The 13,844-nt window shown below is 73.0% G+C and carries 15 protein-coding genes and 1 pseudogene; 8 read left to right on the top strand and 8 right to left on the bottom strand.

Annotation, left to right across the window (positions count from 1 at the left end; all coding sequences use genetic code 11):
• Nucleotides 1–60: 60 nt before the first annotated feature.
• Together F8271_RS15180 and F8271_RS15175 are read right to left on the bottom strand one after the other, a co-directional pair.
• Nucleotides 61–519: a hypothetical protein gene (locus F8271_RS15180; RefSeq protein WP_151490421.1), complete on the bottom strand. Its 459-nt coding sequence runs from the start codon at nucleotides 517–519 to the stop codon at nucleotides 61–63.
• Nucleotides 519–998, bottom strand: coding sequence for a hypothetical protein (locus F8271_RS15175; protein WP_151490420.1), 480 nt, complete (start codon nucleotides 996–998; stop codon nucleotides 519–521). The genes F8271_RS15180 and F8271_RS15175 overlap by 1 nt, the downstream gene beginning before the upstream one ends.
• A 44-nt stretch (nucleotides 999–1,042) precedes the next feature.
• Here F8271_RS15175 and F8271_RS15170 point away from each other — a divergent pair, with 44 nt between their 5' ends.
• From F8271_RS15170 to F8271_RS15160, 3 genes are read left to right on the top strand one after another with little or no spacing between them, the layout of a single operon-like run.
• A complete protein-coding gene (locus tag F8271_RS15170) occupies nucleotides 1,043–2,062 on the top strand; it encodes a YafY family protein (RefSeq protein ID WP_151490419.1) in 1,020 nt (339 codons plus the stop codon).
• Between the two features lie 45 nt (nucleotides 2,063–2,107).
• On the top strand, nucleotides 2,108–2,731 hold the full coding sequence (locus F8271_RS15165; protein WP_151490418.1) for an ABC transporter ATP-binding protein: 624 nt from the start codon (nucleotides 2,108–2,110) through the stop codon (nucleotides 2,729–2,731).
• Nucleotides 2,728–4,149, top strand: coding sequence for a DUF6297 family protein (locus F8271_RS15160; RefSeq protein WP_151490417.1), 1,422 nt, complete (start codon nucleotides 2,728–2,730; stop codon nucleotides 4,147–4,149). The genes F8271_RS15165 and F8271_RS15160 overlap by 4 nt, the downstream gene beginning before the upstream one ends.
• Nucleotides 4,150–4,163: 14 nt before the next feature.
• On the opposite strand, the gene F8271_RS15155 is transcribed toward F8271_RS15160, so the two are convergent.
• Nucleotides 4,164–5,195 carry a PHB depolymerase family esterase gene (locus tag F8271_RS15155; RefSeq protein ID WP_151490416.1) on the bottom strand — a complete coding sequence of 344 codons (1,032 nt, stop codon included), beginning with the start codon at nucleotides 5,193–5,195 and terminating at the stop codon, nucleotides 4,164–4,166.
• A 244-nt stretch (nucleotides 5,196–5,439) separates the two neighbouring features.
• Between F8271_RS15155 and F8271_RS15150 the strand changes: the two genes are divergently transcribed.
• Entirely contained in the window at nucleotides 5,440–6,789 is a 1,350-nt protein-coding gene (locus F8271_RS15150) for a PD40 domain-containing protein (RefSeq protein WP_151490415.1), read from the top strand.
• A gap of 40 nt (nucleotides 6,790–6,829) precedes the next feature.
• Here the strand turns inward: F8271_RS15150 and F8271_RS15145 are convergent, their stop codons facing one another.
• Both F8271_RS15145 and F8271_RS15140 read right to left on the bottom strand, forming a co-directional pair.
• Complete coding sequence (locus F8271_RS15145) at nucleotides 6,830–7,432, bottom strand: MBL fold metallo-hydrolase (RefSeq protein WP_151490414.1); 603 nt, start codon at nucleotides 7,430–7,432, stop codon at nucleotides 6,830–6,832.
• A gap of 54 nt (nucleotides 7,433–7,486) precedes the next feature.
• Nucleotides 7,487–8,095 carry a hypothetical protein gene (locus F8271_RS15140; RefSeq protein ID WP_151490413.1) on the bottom strand — a complete coding sequence of 203 codons (609 nt, stop codon included), beginning with the start codon at nucleotides 8,093–8,095 and terminating at the stop codon, nucleotides 7,487–7,489.
• Nucleotides 8,096–8,273: 178 nt separating this feature from the next.
• Between F8271_RS15140 and F8271_RS15135 the strand changes: the two genes are divergently transcribed.
• From F8271_RS15135 to F8271_RS15125, 3 genes are all read left to right on the top strand, one after another.
• Nucleotides 8,274–9,371, top strand: a complete 1,098-nt coding sequence (locus tag F8271_RS15135) for a DUF5919 domain-containing protein (RefSeq protein ID WP_151490412.1) — start codon at nucleotides 8,274–8,276, stop codon at nucleotides 9,369–9,371.
• A 76-nt stretch (nucleotides 9,372–9,447) separates the two neighbouring features.
• Nucleotides 9,448–10,335, top strand: coding sequence for a pentapeptide repeat-containing protein (locus tag F8271_RS15130; RefSeq protein ID WP_151490411.1), 888 nt, complete (start codon nucleotides 9,448–9,450; stop codon nucleotides 10,333–10,335).
• Between the two features lie 104 nt (nucleotides 10,336–10,439).
• Nucleotides 10,440–10,676, top strand: coding sequence for a preprotein translocase YidC (locus tag F8271_RS15125; protein ID WP_151490410.1), 237 nt, complete (start codon nucleotides 10,440–10,442; stop codon nucleotides 10,674–10,676).
• A gap of 8 nt (nucleotides 10,677–10,684) precedes the next feature.
• Here the strand turns inward: F8271_RS15125 and rnhA are convergent, their stop codons facing one another.
• The 3 genes from rnhA to F8271_RS15110 all read right to left on the bottom strand — a co-directional run bounded on the left by rnhA (nucleotide 10,685) and on the right by F8271_RS15110 (nucleotide 13,161).
• Nucleotides 10,685–11,158, bottom strand: a complete 474-nt coding sequence (rnhA, locus tag F8271_RS15120; protein WP_151490409.1) for a ribonuclease HI — start codon at nucleotides 11,156–11,158, stop codon at nucleotides 10,685–10,687.
• A gap of 122 nt (nucleotides 11,159–11,280) precedes the next feature.
• Nucleotides 11,281–12,516, bottom strand: coding sequence for a lycopene cyclase family protein (locus F8271_RS15115; protein ID WP_151490408.1), 1,236 nt, complete (start codon nucleotides 12,514–12,516; stop codon nucleotides 11,281–11,283).
• Nucleotides 12,517–12,573: 57 nt separating this feature from the next.
• The gene (locus F8271_RS15110; RefSeq protein WP_370461913.1) at nucleotides 12,574–13,161 is read right to left on the bottom strand and encodes an MFS transporter; all 588 of its coding nucleotides are present in this window, start codon (nucleotides 13,159–13,161) and stop codon (nucleotides 12,574–12,576) included.
• 348 nt (nucleotides 13,162–13,509) lie between these two features.
• On the opposite strand from F8271_RS15110, the pseudogene F8271_RS15105 reads away from it, so the two are divergent.
• A pseudogene (locus F8271_RS15105) lies at nucleotides 13,510–13,844 on the top strand (IS5/IS1182 family transposase); the annotation flags it as partial.

Genomic DNA, 13,844 nt, shown 5'->3' with positions numbered 1-13,844 from the left:
CTCCATCCGGGGCAGTGGACGGACACTAACACCGCGCCCACCGCCCCGCCGAAGGCCGAGTCAGTCGGCCGCCCGGGTGGACGTCATGATCCAGTTGGTTTCCCAGGTACGTTCGCCGTCGACCGAGAACGCCTGTTCCCAACGGGCCGTGGTCGCGGTGATCTCCGACCAGATGAACCGGCACCGGACCGGCCGCCCCTCGTGCTGGTCGTCGGCGTAGAAGTGGCCCACCCCGTCGACGAAGCGGCCCACCATCGGCGGTTGTTCCAACTCGCCGCGTCCGCTGTTCATCCAGTAGATCGACCACTGCTCGGTGGCCGGATCGAAGATCCGCAGCGTCGCGCCGGCGAAGCCCTTGGTCGGGAAGGTGATCTCGTCGAAGTTGCCGCCCCCGCCGAAGAAGCTGTGCGCGACCGACACTGCCGGAAACTCGTCCCACTCGTCGCAGCCGGTCAACCGCTCGCGCAGCCGTCGGTTGACCACGTGCCAGGTGCCCACGTAGAAGTCGAAGTCGCCCATCAGTGGCCCACCGGCCCTTCCACTCGCGTGTCACGTAGATAGCCGGTCAGATCAGGGCCCGCCGGCAGCAGCATGTGCCGCACCCAGGCGGCCCGCTCGTGCTCCAGCACCGCCAACTCCCACACGCAGCCAACCTCGCGCCGGCCCAGCTCGACGAAGTGGGTCGGGTCGTCGTCCGGGCAGTCCAGCACCGGCTGCCCGGCCACCGCGATGTGCACCTGCAACGCGTTGTCCCACACCCAGGTGTACGCCAGCAGGTAGGCGCCGGCGTCCGCGCCCCGGTGCAGCACCACCCATCCGGCGGCCGGGGTGCCGTCGCTCACCGCGCGGGCCAGCAGCGCTGGCAGCACGTCGTACGCGGCCTTCTCCACCGCCGGTTCGATCGGCCGCTCCGGCTGGTCGATGTGGTAACGCTTGAGCTGCCAACCGTCCACCGTGACCGGTCCCGGCGTTCGGAGATCCTTGTCGCTGAATGCCATGCCGGGACGGTAGGACCACTCCCCTGACAGCTAGTGTCAGTGAAGTGCGAGCGAGTCGACTTCTCTCCGTCCTGCTGCTGCTCCAGGCGCACGGACGGCTGACCGCCGCGCAGCTCGCCGAGCGACTGTCCGTCTCGCCGCGCACCATTTACCGGGACGTGGAGTCGCTGCACGCCGCTGGCATCCCGCTGTACGGGGAGGCCGGGCACGCCGGCGGCTACCAGCTCGTCGACGGCTGGCGGACGAGGCTGACCGGGTTGACCGCCGAGGAGGCCGACCGTCTCTTCCTGGCCGGACTGCCCGGCCCCGCCGACGAGCTGGGCTACGGCGACGTGGTGGCGGCCCTGCGGCTCAAGCTGCACGCCGCGCTGCCGGCACCGCTGCGCGACCGGGCCGTCCAGCTCCAGCAACGCTTCCACCTGGACACGCCCGGCTGGTACGCCGACGGCGACACCTCCCCTGAGCTGGCCCGCACGGCGGAGGCGGTGTGGCGGCAGCACCGTGTCGAAGTGCGCTACCGCAGCTGGAACGGCGAGGCGACCCGGGTGCTGGAGCCGTACGGGCTCGTGCTCAAGGGCGGCCGGTGGTACGTGGTGGCCGACCGGCCCGGCCGGGGCAGACCCGCCACCTACCGGGTCAACCAGATCCTGGAGCTGACCCCGCTGGCCGAGGAGTTCGAGCGGCCCGCCGACTTCGACCTGCCGGTCTGGTGGCGGGCGCACGTGGCGCGGTTCCGGGCGCACCTGCACCGCGACGAGGCCACCGTGCGGCTCTCCCCCGGCGGCCGGGAGCGGCTGCGGGAGATCGGCAGCGATCCCGTGGTGGCGGCGGTCGACGCCAGCGCCGGCCCTGCGGACGCGCGAGGCTGGGTGACCGCGGTGCTCCCGATCGAGTCGCTCACCCACGCCCACGGTGACCTGCTGCGCCTCGGCGCCGACGTGGAGGTCCTGAGCCCGGTGGCGCTGCGGGAACGGCTGGCCGCCACGGCGGCCGGGCTGGCCGCCCTCTACGCCCCGACCCCCCAACCGGACGCCCCCGCCGATACGTCCTGTCACCGGGCGTGACGTGGGTCGCTCGTGCTGGTCGGTGGCACCGGTCTGGGAGAGTGTGTGATCGTGGATGCGCTCTCGGTGCGGGGACTCGGCCGCAATTTCGGCAACCTGGTCGTGCTCGACGACGTGAGCTTCACGCTCCCGGAGGGCCGGATCGCGGTGGTGCTCGGCCCCAACGGCAGCGGCAAGACCACCCTGCTGCGCTGCGTCGTCGGCGCGGACCGGCCCGACGCGGGCGAGGTGCGGGTGCTCGGCTACCGGGCCGACGAGACCGACCCGCAGGTGCGGGGGCTGGTGGCCGCCGCCCTGGACGACATCGACTTCTTCCCCGACCTGTCCGTCGTCGAGCACCTGGAGCTCGTCGCGTACGCCCACGGGGGCAGCGCCGAGCCGGTCGAGGAGGTCCTCACCGAACTGGGCCTGGGCCCGGCCCGCGACCAACTGCCGGTCACCCTGTCCAGCGGCCAGCGCCGCCGGCTCGCGCTGGCGTCGTGTTTCGTCCGGCCGCGTCGGGTGCTGATCCTCGACGAGCCGGAGCAGCGCCTCGACGTCGCCGGCCGGCAGTGGCTTGCCGATCGGCTGCGCCGGGAACGCGACGCCGGCACCGCCGTGCTGCTGGCCTCGCACGATCCGGAACTGATCGACGCGGTCGTCGACGAGCGGATCGAGATCGGCCGGTGACCGCCCCGCCGGCCACGATCGCGGCGACACCCGCCGGGCTGCCGACGGCCCGGCAGGTCCGTACGCACCTGCGCCAGGCCCGCCGCCGGCACCACGAGCACTCCCTCGGCGACGTGCTGGGCGACGCGTACGTCATGGTCCTCTTCGTCGGCATGTACGGCTGGTTCGCGATCAGCGCCAGCCGCGACATGCTGGACTCCCCGACCGTCGGGCAGGCCGAGCCGGGGGTGCGGTGGTGGCTGGCGGTCGCCACGCTGCTCGCCGGCGCCGGGCTCGCCTGGCGCGGCCTGCGCGCGCTCGGCCCGCTGCTGGTCACCCCGGCCACCCAGAGCTGGGTGACCAGCGCGCCGGTCGACCGGCGGGCCTGGCTGGCGCCGCGCCTCGCGGTCCTACTGGCCGGCGCCGCGGCCGGCACCGCCGCGCTCGGCGTGGCCGTGGCGGCGCTCGGCGGCGTCAACGACCCGGCCGCCCTGGGCTGGGCGGCGGCCGCCGGCGCGGGATGGGGTGCCGCGGCACTGGCGTTGAGCGTCGTCGCACAGGGCAGCCGGACCGGACGGCGGTGGCCGACCCTGGCCGGCGCGGCCCCGATGGTGGCCGCCGCCGTCATCACCGGCCTCGTGGTGCTCACCGGCCGCCTCGGCGACGGGCTGCCCCGACCGGCGTCCACGCCGACCGTCGCGCTGGCCGCCGTCGGCGTGCCGCTCGCGGTGGCCGGCACGATCCTCGCGGTACGCGCGCTGCCCCGCGTCGACCGGGCCACACTGACCACCGGCGCGCAGTTCGCCAACGCCGCCGCCACGGCCACGATCCTGCTCGACCCGAGCCTGCTCACCGGCCTGGTGGAGAGCCGCCGCTGGCGTCGGATCGGCCGGGTGCGCAGCAGCCGGTTCCTGCCCGGCCCCGGCTGGTGGGCGCTGCTGCAGGCCGACGTGCGCCGGCTGCGCCGCCACCCCAGCGCCCTGCTGATCTGGGCGGCGCTGATCGGAGTCCAGTACGCTGCCGCGCTCGCCCTGCCCGGGCTGGCCGGCGCCGCGCAGGTGGTGCTCGCCTACGTCGCCGCCGACCGGCTGACCGGCGGGCTGCGCTCGATCAGCCGGTCCCCCGGCCTGCGCCGGGCGCTCGGCGGCAGCGACGCCCTGCTGCGCGGTATCCACGTGGTGGTGCCGGCCCTCGGCGCGGGCCTGTGGTGGCTGCTGACCCTGCCGACCGTCGACCCGGGGCCGCAGTGGCTGGCGCCGACGCTGGCGCTCGGCGTGGTGGCCGCCGCCTTCCGGGCCGGCACCCGCCCACCCATCGACTACGGCGGCGCGACGGTCAACACGCCGTTCGGGATGATCCCGGTCGACCTGCTGCGCCAGGGCTCACGCGGGCCGGCGCTGCTCGCCGTGCTCGTCCTGGTCCAGCTGTTCCTGGGCTGACCGGCCCCTCAGCCTCAGCCGTCCAGCCGCCGGACCATGTTCATGATGGTCTCCACCTGCGCGCCGCCCTTGATCGGGAAGTTGGTCGCCCCGAGGTAGCCCCACCAGTCCCAGCAGCCGTTCGGGTTGCTGAGGGCGGTGCCCGCCTGCGGGTAGAGGACGATCAGGTTGTTGGTGTCGGCGTACTGGTTGAGGTTGGCCCGGTCGACGAACGCCGTGCCCACCGCGCCGTAGCCCTGCGCGCAGCCGTGCAGGGCCACCAGCAGCCGGCACGACTGGCCGGCGGCGCAGGCCGACGGGACGTACGCGAAGCCGTTCGCGTCCATGCTCAACCCGTTGGCCCAGCCGTTGACGGCGAACGTGTTCTGGCTGAACCGGATGAGCGTGCCGCCCAGCGCCCCGGTGTTCGGCGCGTTCACCCCGCCGAGCAGCTTGCGCAGCAGAGCGTTCTGCGGGTCGGTGCCGCAGTCGTTGAGGTACGGCGACGCGGTCGCCGTACACCCCTGCGTCCCGTACGGGGTGACCCAGGAGTGGCCGGCCGCCGAGCCGCTGTCGTACTGCACGCTGGCCCCGAAGTGCTGGTAGTAGCGGACCAGGTCGTCGGTGACGGACTTCTTCACCGTGGTGTCGTTGGCGCCGTGGAACACGTACACCGGGTCGCCGGACAGGTTGCCCACCGGGTCGACCCAGCCGTAGGACGCCCAGGTCCGGGTGTACGTCTGTAGGGCGGAGACGTTGGTCGGGTACAGGTTGTCGCCGCAGCCGTACAACGCCTGCGCGACGGTGTTCTGCGAGCAGTAGTACGGCCCGGCGGCGAAGACGGCCGCGCCGCGGATCCGCGACGAGTAGGCGACGTGCAGTTGGGTGGCCATGTAGCCACCGGAGGAGACCCCGGCGACGTACACCCCGGAGACGTTGTACGTGCCCAGCGAGCCCGCGACCGGCGGGTTCGTGGACGGGGTGGCGGCCTGGGCGGGGGCCGCGACGGTCAGGACCAGCAGAAGGACGGCGGCGAGGACGGTGGTGGCTCTGCGCGGTGTGGACATGGACGCTCTCCTTCGGAGCGCCAACGGGGCGTCGGCGTGCGCGAACGCTACCGTGACATAGACCACACCAGACATGAGTGCGATCGACACGTCCGGCGACGCCGATGTGGTCTCCCGCTACGTCCGACGGTGGTGCCACCATTCGGCCAGACGGGCGTTTGCCCAGCTCACAGCCTTGACGTGGATGCCTCGGCCAGCGACCGGCGATGACGGATTGTTTCTGCTTCGGAGGATTGGCGGAGAGATGAGACGTTTGCTGATCGCGCTGGCCGCCACGGTGGCTCTCACCCTGCCAGCGGCCATGACCCCGGCCGCGTCGGCTGCTCCGGTGCCACAGCCCGACCCCCTGACCACCCGGGTCAGCGTGGCCAACGGCCAGGTCCAGGGAAACGACCGCAGTGCCGCCAGCAGCAGCTCACGCAGCGGCCGGCACGTCTCCTTCGAGTCGCTCTCCACGAACCTGGTGCCGGGAGACACCAACGGCGTCGTGGACGTGTTCGTCCGGGACCGTAACCTGCGCACCACCTCCCGGATCAGCGTCTCCGGCACCGGCGCCCAGGGCAATGCCGGCAGCTTCGGCTCGGCGATCAGCGGCACCGGTCGCTACGTCGCCTTCATCTCGGCCGCCTCGAACCTGGTGCCCGGCGACACCAACGGCGCCACCGACATCTTCGTCCGGGACCGACTCCTGTGGACGACCACGCGGGTGAGCCTGCCGACCACCGGCGGACAGGGCAACGCGGGCAGCACCGTGCCCAGCATCAGCTACAACGGCCGCTTCGTCACCTTCACCTCGTACGCGACCAATCTGGTACCCGGGGACACCAACGGCGTGCCGGACCTCTTCGTCCGGGACCGACTGTTCGGCACCACCACCCGGGTCAGCGTCTCCAGCACGGGCATCCAGGGCAACGGACAAAGCGGTTTCACCTCATCGATGATCAGTGGTGGCGGGCACCACGTGATCTTCTATTCGGAAGCGTCCAACCTGGTGCCCGGAGACACCAACGGCGCTGCGGACATCTTCGTCCGAGACCTGGTGCTCCGCACCACCTCCCGGGTCAGCCTGACCTCCGGGGGAACGCAGGCCTACGGCGACAGCAGTGGACCGGCGATCAGCGCCGACGGCCGCTTCGCCGCCTTCAGTTCCTGGGCCGCCAACCTCGTACCGGACGACACCAACCACGCCGAGGACGTCTTCATCCGGGACCTGCGGACCGGGGTGACCCGACGGGCGAGCGTCGCCACCGGCGGCGGTCAGCGCATCGGCGTCAGCAACCAACCTGCGCTCAGCGGGGACGGCCAGCGGGTCGCGTTCGTGTCCAATTCGTTTGATCTGGTGCCGGAGGACACCAACTACGCCGACGACGTCTTCCTGCACGAGTGGTCCACCAACACCACCACCCGGTTGAGCGTCTCGCCCGAGGGGACTGAGGCCAACGCCTCCAGCAACGATCCCTCCATCGACCACCGCGGCCGGCACGTCCCCTTCACCTCGTCGGCCACCAACATGGTGGCAGACGACACCAACCAGCGGCTCGACGTGTTCGTCCGCGACTCGCCGCGCTCCACCGCCCAGCCGCCGCCGAGCTGACCGGCGCGGTGGCCCCGGGCGCGGTCGCCCACGCGTCCGGTCAGGCGGTGTCGCCGGGGACGAGATGGCGATAGCCGGGGATGGTCTCGCCGAACCAGCCGGCGACGCTGGCCAGGCCACGCTCGTTGAGCTGCGCGTCGTGGATCGGGTACGCCCGCTCGGCGCCCACCGCGGCGGCGAACCGGATAGCCTCGTCGAGGCGCAGCCAGGATCCCTGCGCGGGCACGAGCAGCGTGCGCACCGGTTCGTCCGGCACGTGCAGCGAGTCGCCGGGGTGGTAGAGCCCGTCGCCGACCAGGTAGCCCAGGTTGGGGCAGTCGGGCTGCCCCTCGTGGATGGGGGCGTGCCGGCCGCCGTGGGCGCTGACGTCGATGCCGGCCGCCGTGAAGCGCTGCCCCGCGCGGACCCGGGTCACCGGCAGCGGGGCGAGATCGGACAGGCGGGCGCCCTCGGGGGCGTACACGGGGACGCCGAGGCCGGCGAGGCGCAGCACGTCCACGTGGTCGGTGTGCTCGTGGGTGACCAGGACGGCGTCCGCCCCGGCCAGGGCACGCGGTTCGCTCCAGGTGCCCGGGTCGATCACCAGCACCCGACCGTCGTGCTCGACGCGGACACAGGCGTGCGTGAATCGGATGATCCGCATCCGGCGACGGTACGCCGAGCGGACCACGACCGGCTGGCGAGAAATCGAGCGTCGTCAGACCCGGCGACCCGCCGACATGCGGACGATGTACGCGAACTGCGCCGCGAACGCCACCAGCGCGACCACCACCCCGGCGAGGACCGTCAGCCAGTGCGCGGCCCCGACCGCGCTGACCACCAGGGCGACGCCCAACCCGACCAGCGCCGCGTTGACCGCGCCCACCAACGCGGCCGTGGTGAGCAGGAACTCCCAGCGCCCCGGCCGGGTGCCGACCAGGATCCAGGCGGTCTCCGCGCTGTCCTCGGACGCCACCGCGTCGGCGAAGAAGTCGTGTTCACCGGCGAGGCGGTCCTGGTAGTAGGCGCGGATACGCTGGATCCGTTTCAGGTCCAGCGCGTTCTCCACCGTGGTCTCCACCAGCCGCAGGAAGGTCAGCACGCCGATGACCACCAGGATCGGCAGCACGGCGCCCAGGTACGGCCGGATCACCCGGTCGTTGCCGGAGACGAAGCCGAGGCCGATCAGGGCCGCCGACAACACCGACAGGAAGATGGTGGCACGGCCGGTGGCCTCGGTGATCGTGCCGGCGCGGGACGTCTGCAGGGCGTAGTGCTCGGTGGTGAGGACGCTCAGCAGCGCCTTTTCGCGTTCGGCATCGTCCATGCCACCACTCTCCGCAGTCGCCCGGCCTCGTTACCGTCACCCTATGGGCGGCCCGGAGGGTCCGGCCGGTGAAACGATCGCTCTCGAAGGGGACAGCGAGCGGCAAAGCGGGCACGTATCCTCCGCATGCCGGTGATCAGTGGGCGGCGGGGTCGGCCGACGGGCGGAAGGGGACCGGATGCCGGGGTGGTCTGGTCGGGGCGGTCGGCAGCGACGCGCCCTCGCCGTCGGTGGGCCGCTGCTCGCCGTCGCCGTCGTGATGCTGCTGGCCGCCTGGCGCAGCACCGGCTTCCTCAGCGACCTCCTGCTCAACCTCGGTGCCAGCGTGGTGCTCGCGGCCATCTCGTACGTCATCTTCGACCCGCTGTTCGAAGAGGCCCGCAAGGCCCGGGTGCAGGAGCACTTGAGCTTCGACCAGCAGGCGTTCGTGACGCGGCTGGACCGCTCCGCCCGCCGGGTGCGCATCCTCGACACCTGGACGATCCTTCTGGAACAGCGGCACCGCGAGGAGACCCTGTCCGCGGTACGCACGGCGCTCACCAACGGCGCCCAGGTGCAGTTGCTGCTGCTCGACCCGGACTGCACCGCCGCTCAGCAGCGCTCCGAGGAGTTGGAGCGGCAGCGGGTGGACGTGCCGCGACAGATCCGCGCCAACCTGCGCCACCTGGCCGCGTTCTCCGACGCCCTCGACGCCCGGCTGCGGCAGCGGTTGCAGGTCCGGCTCTACGACGCGTCCCCGTCGATCCAGCTCTACCAGTGGGACGGGCGGGCGCTGATCTCGTTCTTCCCGATCGGCAAGCTCTCGTTCAACGTGCCGCAGCTCGAGGTGGACATGGACAGCCCGTGGGGCGGGTTCGTGCACGCCCGGTTCGAGGAGCTGTGGGAACACGAGCAGGCCACCCTCAACCTGGAGCGGTACTGGTCGGTCACGGTCACGCTGCGTCACGACGACCTGGACGTGGTCGAGGTGCGCGTGCCGTACGTGACGGTGGACGGGCAGCACTACGTCGACTGCCAAGGGTTCCGGGTGACCGGGCCGCTGACCGTGCGGGCCGTGCTGCCGCCCCGCGCGCCCGGCGCGACCCCGGCCGTGTTCGCGCTGGCCGAGCCGGCCGACGGGGACCGCACGCCGGCCACCATCGTGAGCCGGCACTTCGACCAGAAGTACGGGCACGGCGACGGGGAGCGGGCGATCCGGCGGCTGGTGCCGGCGCCGGGCGCTCCCCGTACCCCGGCTGCCCGGGCCGGGACGGCCGACGACACGCACGGACGGTGACCCCCGTCCCGCTCGGGGCCCTGGCGAGCGGGACAATGGTGGGCGCACCGCACCGATCGTCAGGAGGTCCGTCCGCATGCCGCCCAGCCCCGCACCGCCGCCCGGGTCCGCGCAGTTGCGCGCCGACTGCGGGCGCTGCTTCGGGCTGTGCTGCGTGGTGCCGGCGTTCGCCCGGTCGGCGGACTTCGCCATCGACAAACCGGCCGGGCAGCCCTGCCCCAACCTGCGCACCGACCACCGCTGCGGCATCCACACCGAGCTGCGGCAGCGCGGGTTCCCCGGTTGCACGGTGTTCGACTGCTTCGGCGCGGGGCAGCAGGTCGCCCAGGTCACCTTCAATGGTCGGGACTGGCGGGACGCACCGGGGACGCTGCCCGCGATGGCGGAGGCGTTCGCGGTGCTGCGACCACTGCACGAGCTGCTCTGGTATCTCACCGAGGCGCTGACGCTGCGCCCGCCCGCCGACCTGCGCGTCGAGCTGGAGCGCGCGCACGCCGAAACCTGGGCGCTCTGCGGCGCTGACCCGACGCGACTACGCGCGGTGGACACCGCCGCGCACCGCGACCTCGTCAACCCGCTGCTGGCGCGGGCCAGCGACGCGGCGCGTTCCCCGGGAGGCGCCGATCGTCGGGGTGCCCAGCTGCTCGGGGCTGACCTGCGGCGGGTCGACCTGCGGCGGGCCAACCTGCGTGGGGCGCTGCTGGTCGGCGCGGACCTGCGCGGCGCCGACCTGAGCCTCGCCGACGTGACGGGCGCGGACCTGCGCGGCGCCGATCTGCGCGGAGCGGACCTGCGGAGCACCCTCTTCCTGCACCAGGCGCAGCTGGACGCGGCGCGGGGTGATACCCGCACCGGGTTGCCGGCGGCGCTCACCCGGCCGGCGCACTGGACCGCGCTGGCGCTCACCCCGGTCCGCCAACCCTCCCGGTCGGCGACGTCCACCCGGCGCGGCCGACGCCGCTGAGCGCGAGGTTTCGGCCGTGACGACGCCGCTGAGCGCGAGGTTTCGGCCGTGACGACGCCGGGTAGCCAGCGCCGACGCGGACCGGCATCGACGGGGGGCACGGCGTGGGCTACCGAAAGCGCGACGGTGAGCTGCCGGGCGACCCGCAGCACAGCGAGGACGAGGCCGGCCAGGTCCCGTTGGTGCAGGTCGAGGTCGACACCGAGGTCCCACCCCCGGACGACACCGACGTGCCACCGGACATCGTGACCGAGGACAACAGCTCGGGTGTCGCGGGTGGGTCGTCGGGCAGCAGCGGCGGCGGGTCGAGCATGCCCGGCCACCCGGACGCGACCCGCTGACGCTCTGGTCAGCGGCTGGCCAGCGCGGCCCGTGCCTCGGTCATGCCCTTGTTGGCCAGTCGGTCGGCGCGCTCGTTCTCCGGGTGCCCGTTGTGCCCCTTGACCCACAGCCAGGTGACCTGGTGCCGCTCGCAGGCCGCCTCCAGGCGCTGCCACAGGTCGGCGTTCTTCACCGGCTGCTTTGCGGCGGTCAGCCAGCCGTTGCGCTTCCACGACGCCAGCCAGCTGGTGATGCCGTTGCGCACGTACGTGCTGTCGGTGTGCAACTCCACGGTGACCGGGCGGTTCAGGCTCTCCAACGCCTGGATGGCCGCCATCAGCTCCATCCGGTTGTTGGTGGTCGGCGTCGCCTCGCCGCCGCACAGCTCCCGCTCGTGGTCGCCGTAGCGCAGCAACGCGCCCCAGCCGCCCGGCCCCGGGTTGCCACTGCACGCCCCGTCGGTCCAGATCTGCACGCCCCTGCCGGCCGCCGCGTCCACCATGCCCGGCAACCTACCGGGCGGCCGGGCCGCACCTGCCGATCGGGGGCCGCGACACGGGACCGACCGGCGCCGACCCCTCGGGGGTCAGCCGGGCGGCGCATCCGGCCCGACACCGGGGCCGATCAGGTCGGGGAGGCGCCACCCACCACGGCCGCCGGGATGGCTGGCACGGGCCGGGGCGGTCCGACCCGGTCGCGCAGGCGGTGCGCCGCGTCGCCGGCCGTGGCGGCGATCATCGGCAGCAGCCGGGTGGAGTTCATGACCGCGACCTCCTCGGCCGGGGTGGTGACGCCGTCGAGGAACCGCAGCACCCGCTCGGCCGGATTGCGGTCGAAGAGCCGTTCGAAGAACTCGGGACCGCTGACCCCACCCCGGTCCAGGGCGCGCAGCGCCACCGCGTCCATCCAGCGGTGCCGGCGCGGGTACGCGGGCTCCGGCACCGGCGGCCGGCCGGCGGCGAGCACGCGCGCCACCTGGTCGGCCTGGCGGTACATGGCGGAGAAGGTGAAGCCGGTGGAGGGGCGGGTCGCGCCCCCGGCCGTGCCGAGCCGGACCACCCGCGGCGACGGCCGGGCCGGGAACGGCGCGTCGGTCATCGGGATCACCCCGTTCTCCACCTCGCGCACCCGCAGCCCGGCCGGGTCCAACCCGAGCAGATCGCGGTACGCGGCCAGCGCCGCGTCGTACCCGGCGTCGGTGAGCAGGCCCGGGGAGAACTCCGTGTACTCGACCAGGGCGTAGCGGTCACTGACCGGCAGCACGTAGCCGAAGGACACACCGCGGGGCGGCTGCGGGGTGCGGAAGTCCATCAGCACGGCCCGCCCGGGGTCGAACACCGGCCGGTCGGCCTCCAGCCACCAGCCACGAAAGTGTTGCAACCAGGTTGTCCGCCCGGCCCGCGCCGGTGGGCGGGGGCGGGAGTCGAGCACCCAGCCGGCTCGTACGACCGGGCCGCCGGCGGTACGTACCAGCACGCGGGTGCCGTCGTCGGTCACCGCCTCGGCGGGCGCGACGACGCGGGTGGCGTGCAGGCGGCGCTCGGCGACGGCAGCCCGGTCGTAGACCGGGCCGGAGCGCAGCATGGCGTACCGCAGCGGGGTCAGGTCCAGGACGCGGCGCCGCGCCGGCGTGGCCACCTCGACCTGTGGCCAGCTCGCGCTGAGCAGCGGGTCCAGGTCGGGGTCCGGGCTGCCCCAGAAGGCCCAGGTGCGGTCCTGGCCGCGTCGGCGCACCGGGTCGACGACGGCGATCCGCAGGTCGCGGACGTCGTGCCGGTCCAGCGCGGCGAGCAGCAGCGACGCGGCGCCACCACCGCCGAGCAGCGCGAGGTCGACGTCGAGCGGCGCGGAGTCGGTCACCCGCACCACGCTGCCACACCGCCCGGTGCGTCCACCCGTCGCCCGCCCGGCGAGCGCTCAGGCCACCGGAGCGGGTGAGTGCTCGACCGGGGGCGGGTCGGCGTAGGCACGCTGCACCGTCGCGCGGTCGAAGACCCGCCAGGTGGCGGCGGAGACGCCGATCGCCACCACCAACCCCACCCAGTACGGCGCGGTGATGCCGATCCAGGAGGCCAGCAGCCCACCGAGCAGGGCGCCCACGCAGTTGCTACCCGCCGCCACGAAGAGGGTCGTGCTGGCCACCCGACCCTGCAGGGTCGGTGGGGTGAGTCGCTGGCGCAGCGAGTTCGCCACGATGTTCCACAGCGCGCCGTGCACACCGAAGGCGAAGAGCGCGAACCCGACCACGAGGGTGCTACGCGACGCGGCCAACGCCAGGTGCAGTCCCGCCTCGACGAGCAGGCCGACCCGGACCGTCCAGGTGGCGCTGATCCAGGAGACGAGCCGGTCGCCGAGGAGCGCGCCGAGCACCCCACCTGCGGCCATGCAGGTGAACAGCAGCCCGTAGCCGACGGACCCGAGTCCCAGCCGCTCGTCGGCGAGCAACACCAGCACCGCGAGGGCGGCGGTGAGGGTCACGTTGAGCAGGCCGATCAGCACGGCCATGGTGCGCAGCAACCGCTGGTGCGCCAGCCAGCGCAGCCACGCGACGCGACGCGACGCGACGCGACGCGACGCGACGCGACGAAGAGTGGCGCGGCCACGGTCGCCAGCCCGCTGCCCAGGGCCGACAGGGTGCTGGCCGCCCACAGCCGGGCGAACGCACGTCCCAGACCAACCCCCGCGTCCCCTGTCACGGCGAGCGAACCTACCAGCGTCTCCCGGGGTCCACCGGGATTTAGAGCGACCGGCAATAGGTATCCAAGATTCGGACAGTTGGATACCCGGGGGTAGCAAGCAGGCACGGGAGGTTGATCATCGGAGTTCTCTACGCTCAGTGATCAATGGAGTCCCGTGCCTGCCCTCCCATCATCGTTGCTCGAACCGATCTTCGTCCAGTTCGCCGCGTTGTGTCCCGAGCAGCCCGGGTTCGACCCGACGCATCCGCTGGGCTGCCACCGCCGCCAGATTCCGAACCGGGTCGTGTTCGAGCTGCTCATCGCCGCTCTGGTCCACGGATCGGGCTACGAACGGGTAGCGACCCCACAGTGTTCGGACCGAACGATCCGCAGACGCCTGCACGTGTGGGCCGAGGCCGGCCTGGGCGAACAACTACACGAACTGGCACTCGAAGCCTACGACCGCATGATCGGCCTGGAGTTGGCCGATGTCAGTGCCGACGGCGCCAT

Source organism: Micromonospora sp. ALFpr18c (assembly GCF_008868155.1).
Taxonomy (GTDB): Bacteria; Actinomycetota; Actinomycetes; order Mycobacteriales; family Micromonosporaceae; genus Micromonospora.
Note: the sequence above shows the minus strand (reverse complement) of the source record. Positions and strands in the feature narration are given on the sequence as shown.

Bases quoted from the DNA above. Each gene is read 5' to 3' on its own strand.
- F8271_RS15155 (WP_151490416.1), bottom strand. From the start codon at position 5,195: ATGTCCACACCGCGCAGAGCCACCACCGTCCTCGCCGCCGTCCTTCTG.
- F8271_RS15135 (WP_151490412.1), top strand. From the start codon at position 8,274: ATGCCGGGGTGGTCTGGTCGGGGCGGTCGGCAGCGACGCGCCCTCGCC.
- F8271_RS15180 (WP_151490421.1), bottom strand. From the start codon at position 519: ATGGGCGACTTCGACTTCTACGTGGGCACCTGGCACGTGGTCAACCGA.
- F8271_RS15110 (WP_370461913.1), bottom strand. From the start codon at position 13,161: ATGGCCGTGCTGATCGGCCTGCTCAACGTGACCCTCACCGCCGCCCTC.
- rnhA (WP_151490409.1), bottom strand. From the start codon at position 11,158: ATGGTGGACGCGGCGGCCGGCAGGGGCGTGCAGATCTGGACCGACGGG.
- F8271_RS15130 (WP_151490411.1), top strand. From the start codon at position 9,448: ATGCCGCCCAGCCCCGCACCGCCGCCCGGGTCCGCGCAGTTGCGCGCC.
- F8271_RS15145 (WP_151490414.1), bottom strand. From the start codon at position 7,432: ATGCGGATCATCCGATTCACGCACGCCTGTGTCCGCGTCGAGCACGAC.
- F8271_RS15175 (WP_151490420.1), bottom strand. From the start codon at position 998: ATGGCATTCAGCGACAAGGATCTCCGAACGCCGGGACCGGTCACGGTG.
- F8271_RS15150 (WP_151490415.1), top strand. From the start codon at position 5,440: ATGAGACGTTTGCTGATCGCGCTGGCCGCCACGGTGGCTCTCACCCTG.
- F8271_RS15140 (WP_151490413.1), bottom strand. From the start codon at position 8,095: ATGGACGATGCCGAACGCGAAAAGGCGCTGCTGAGCGTCCTCACCACC.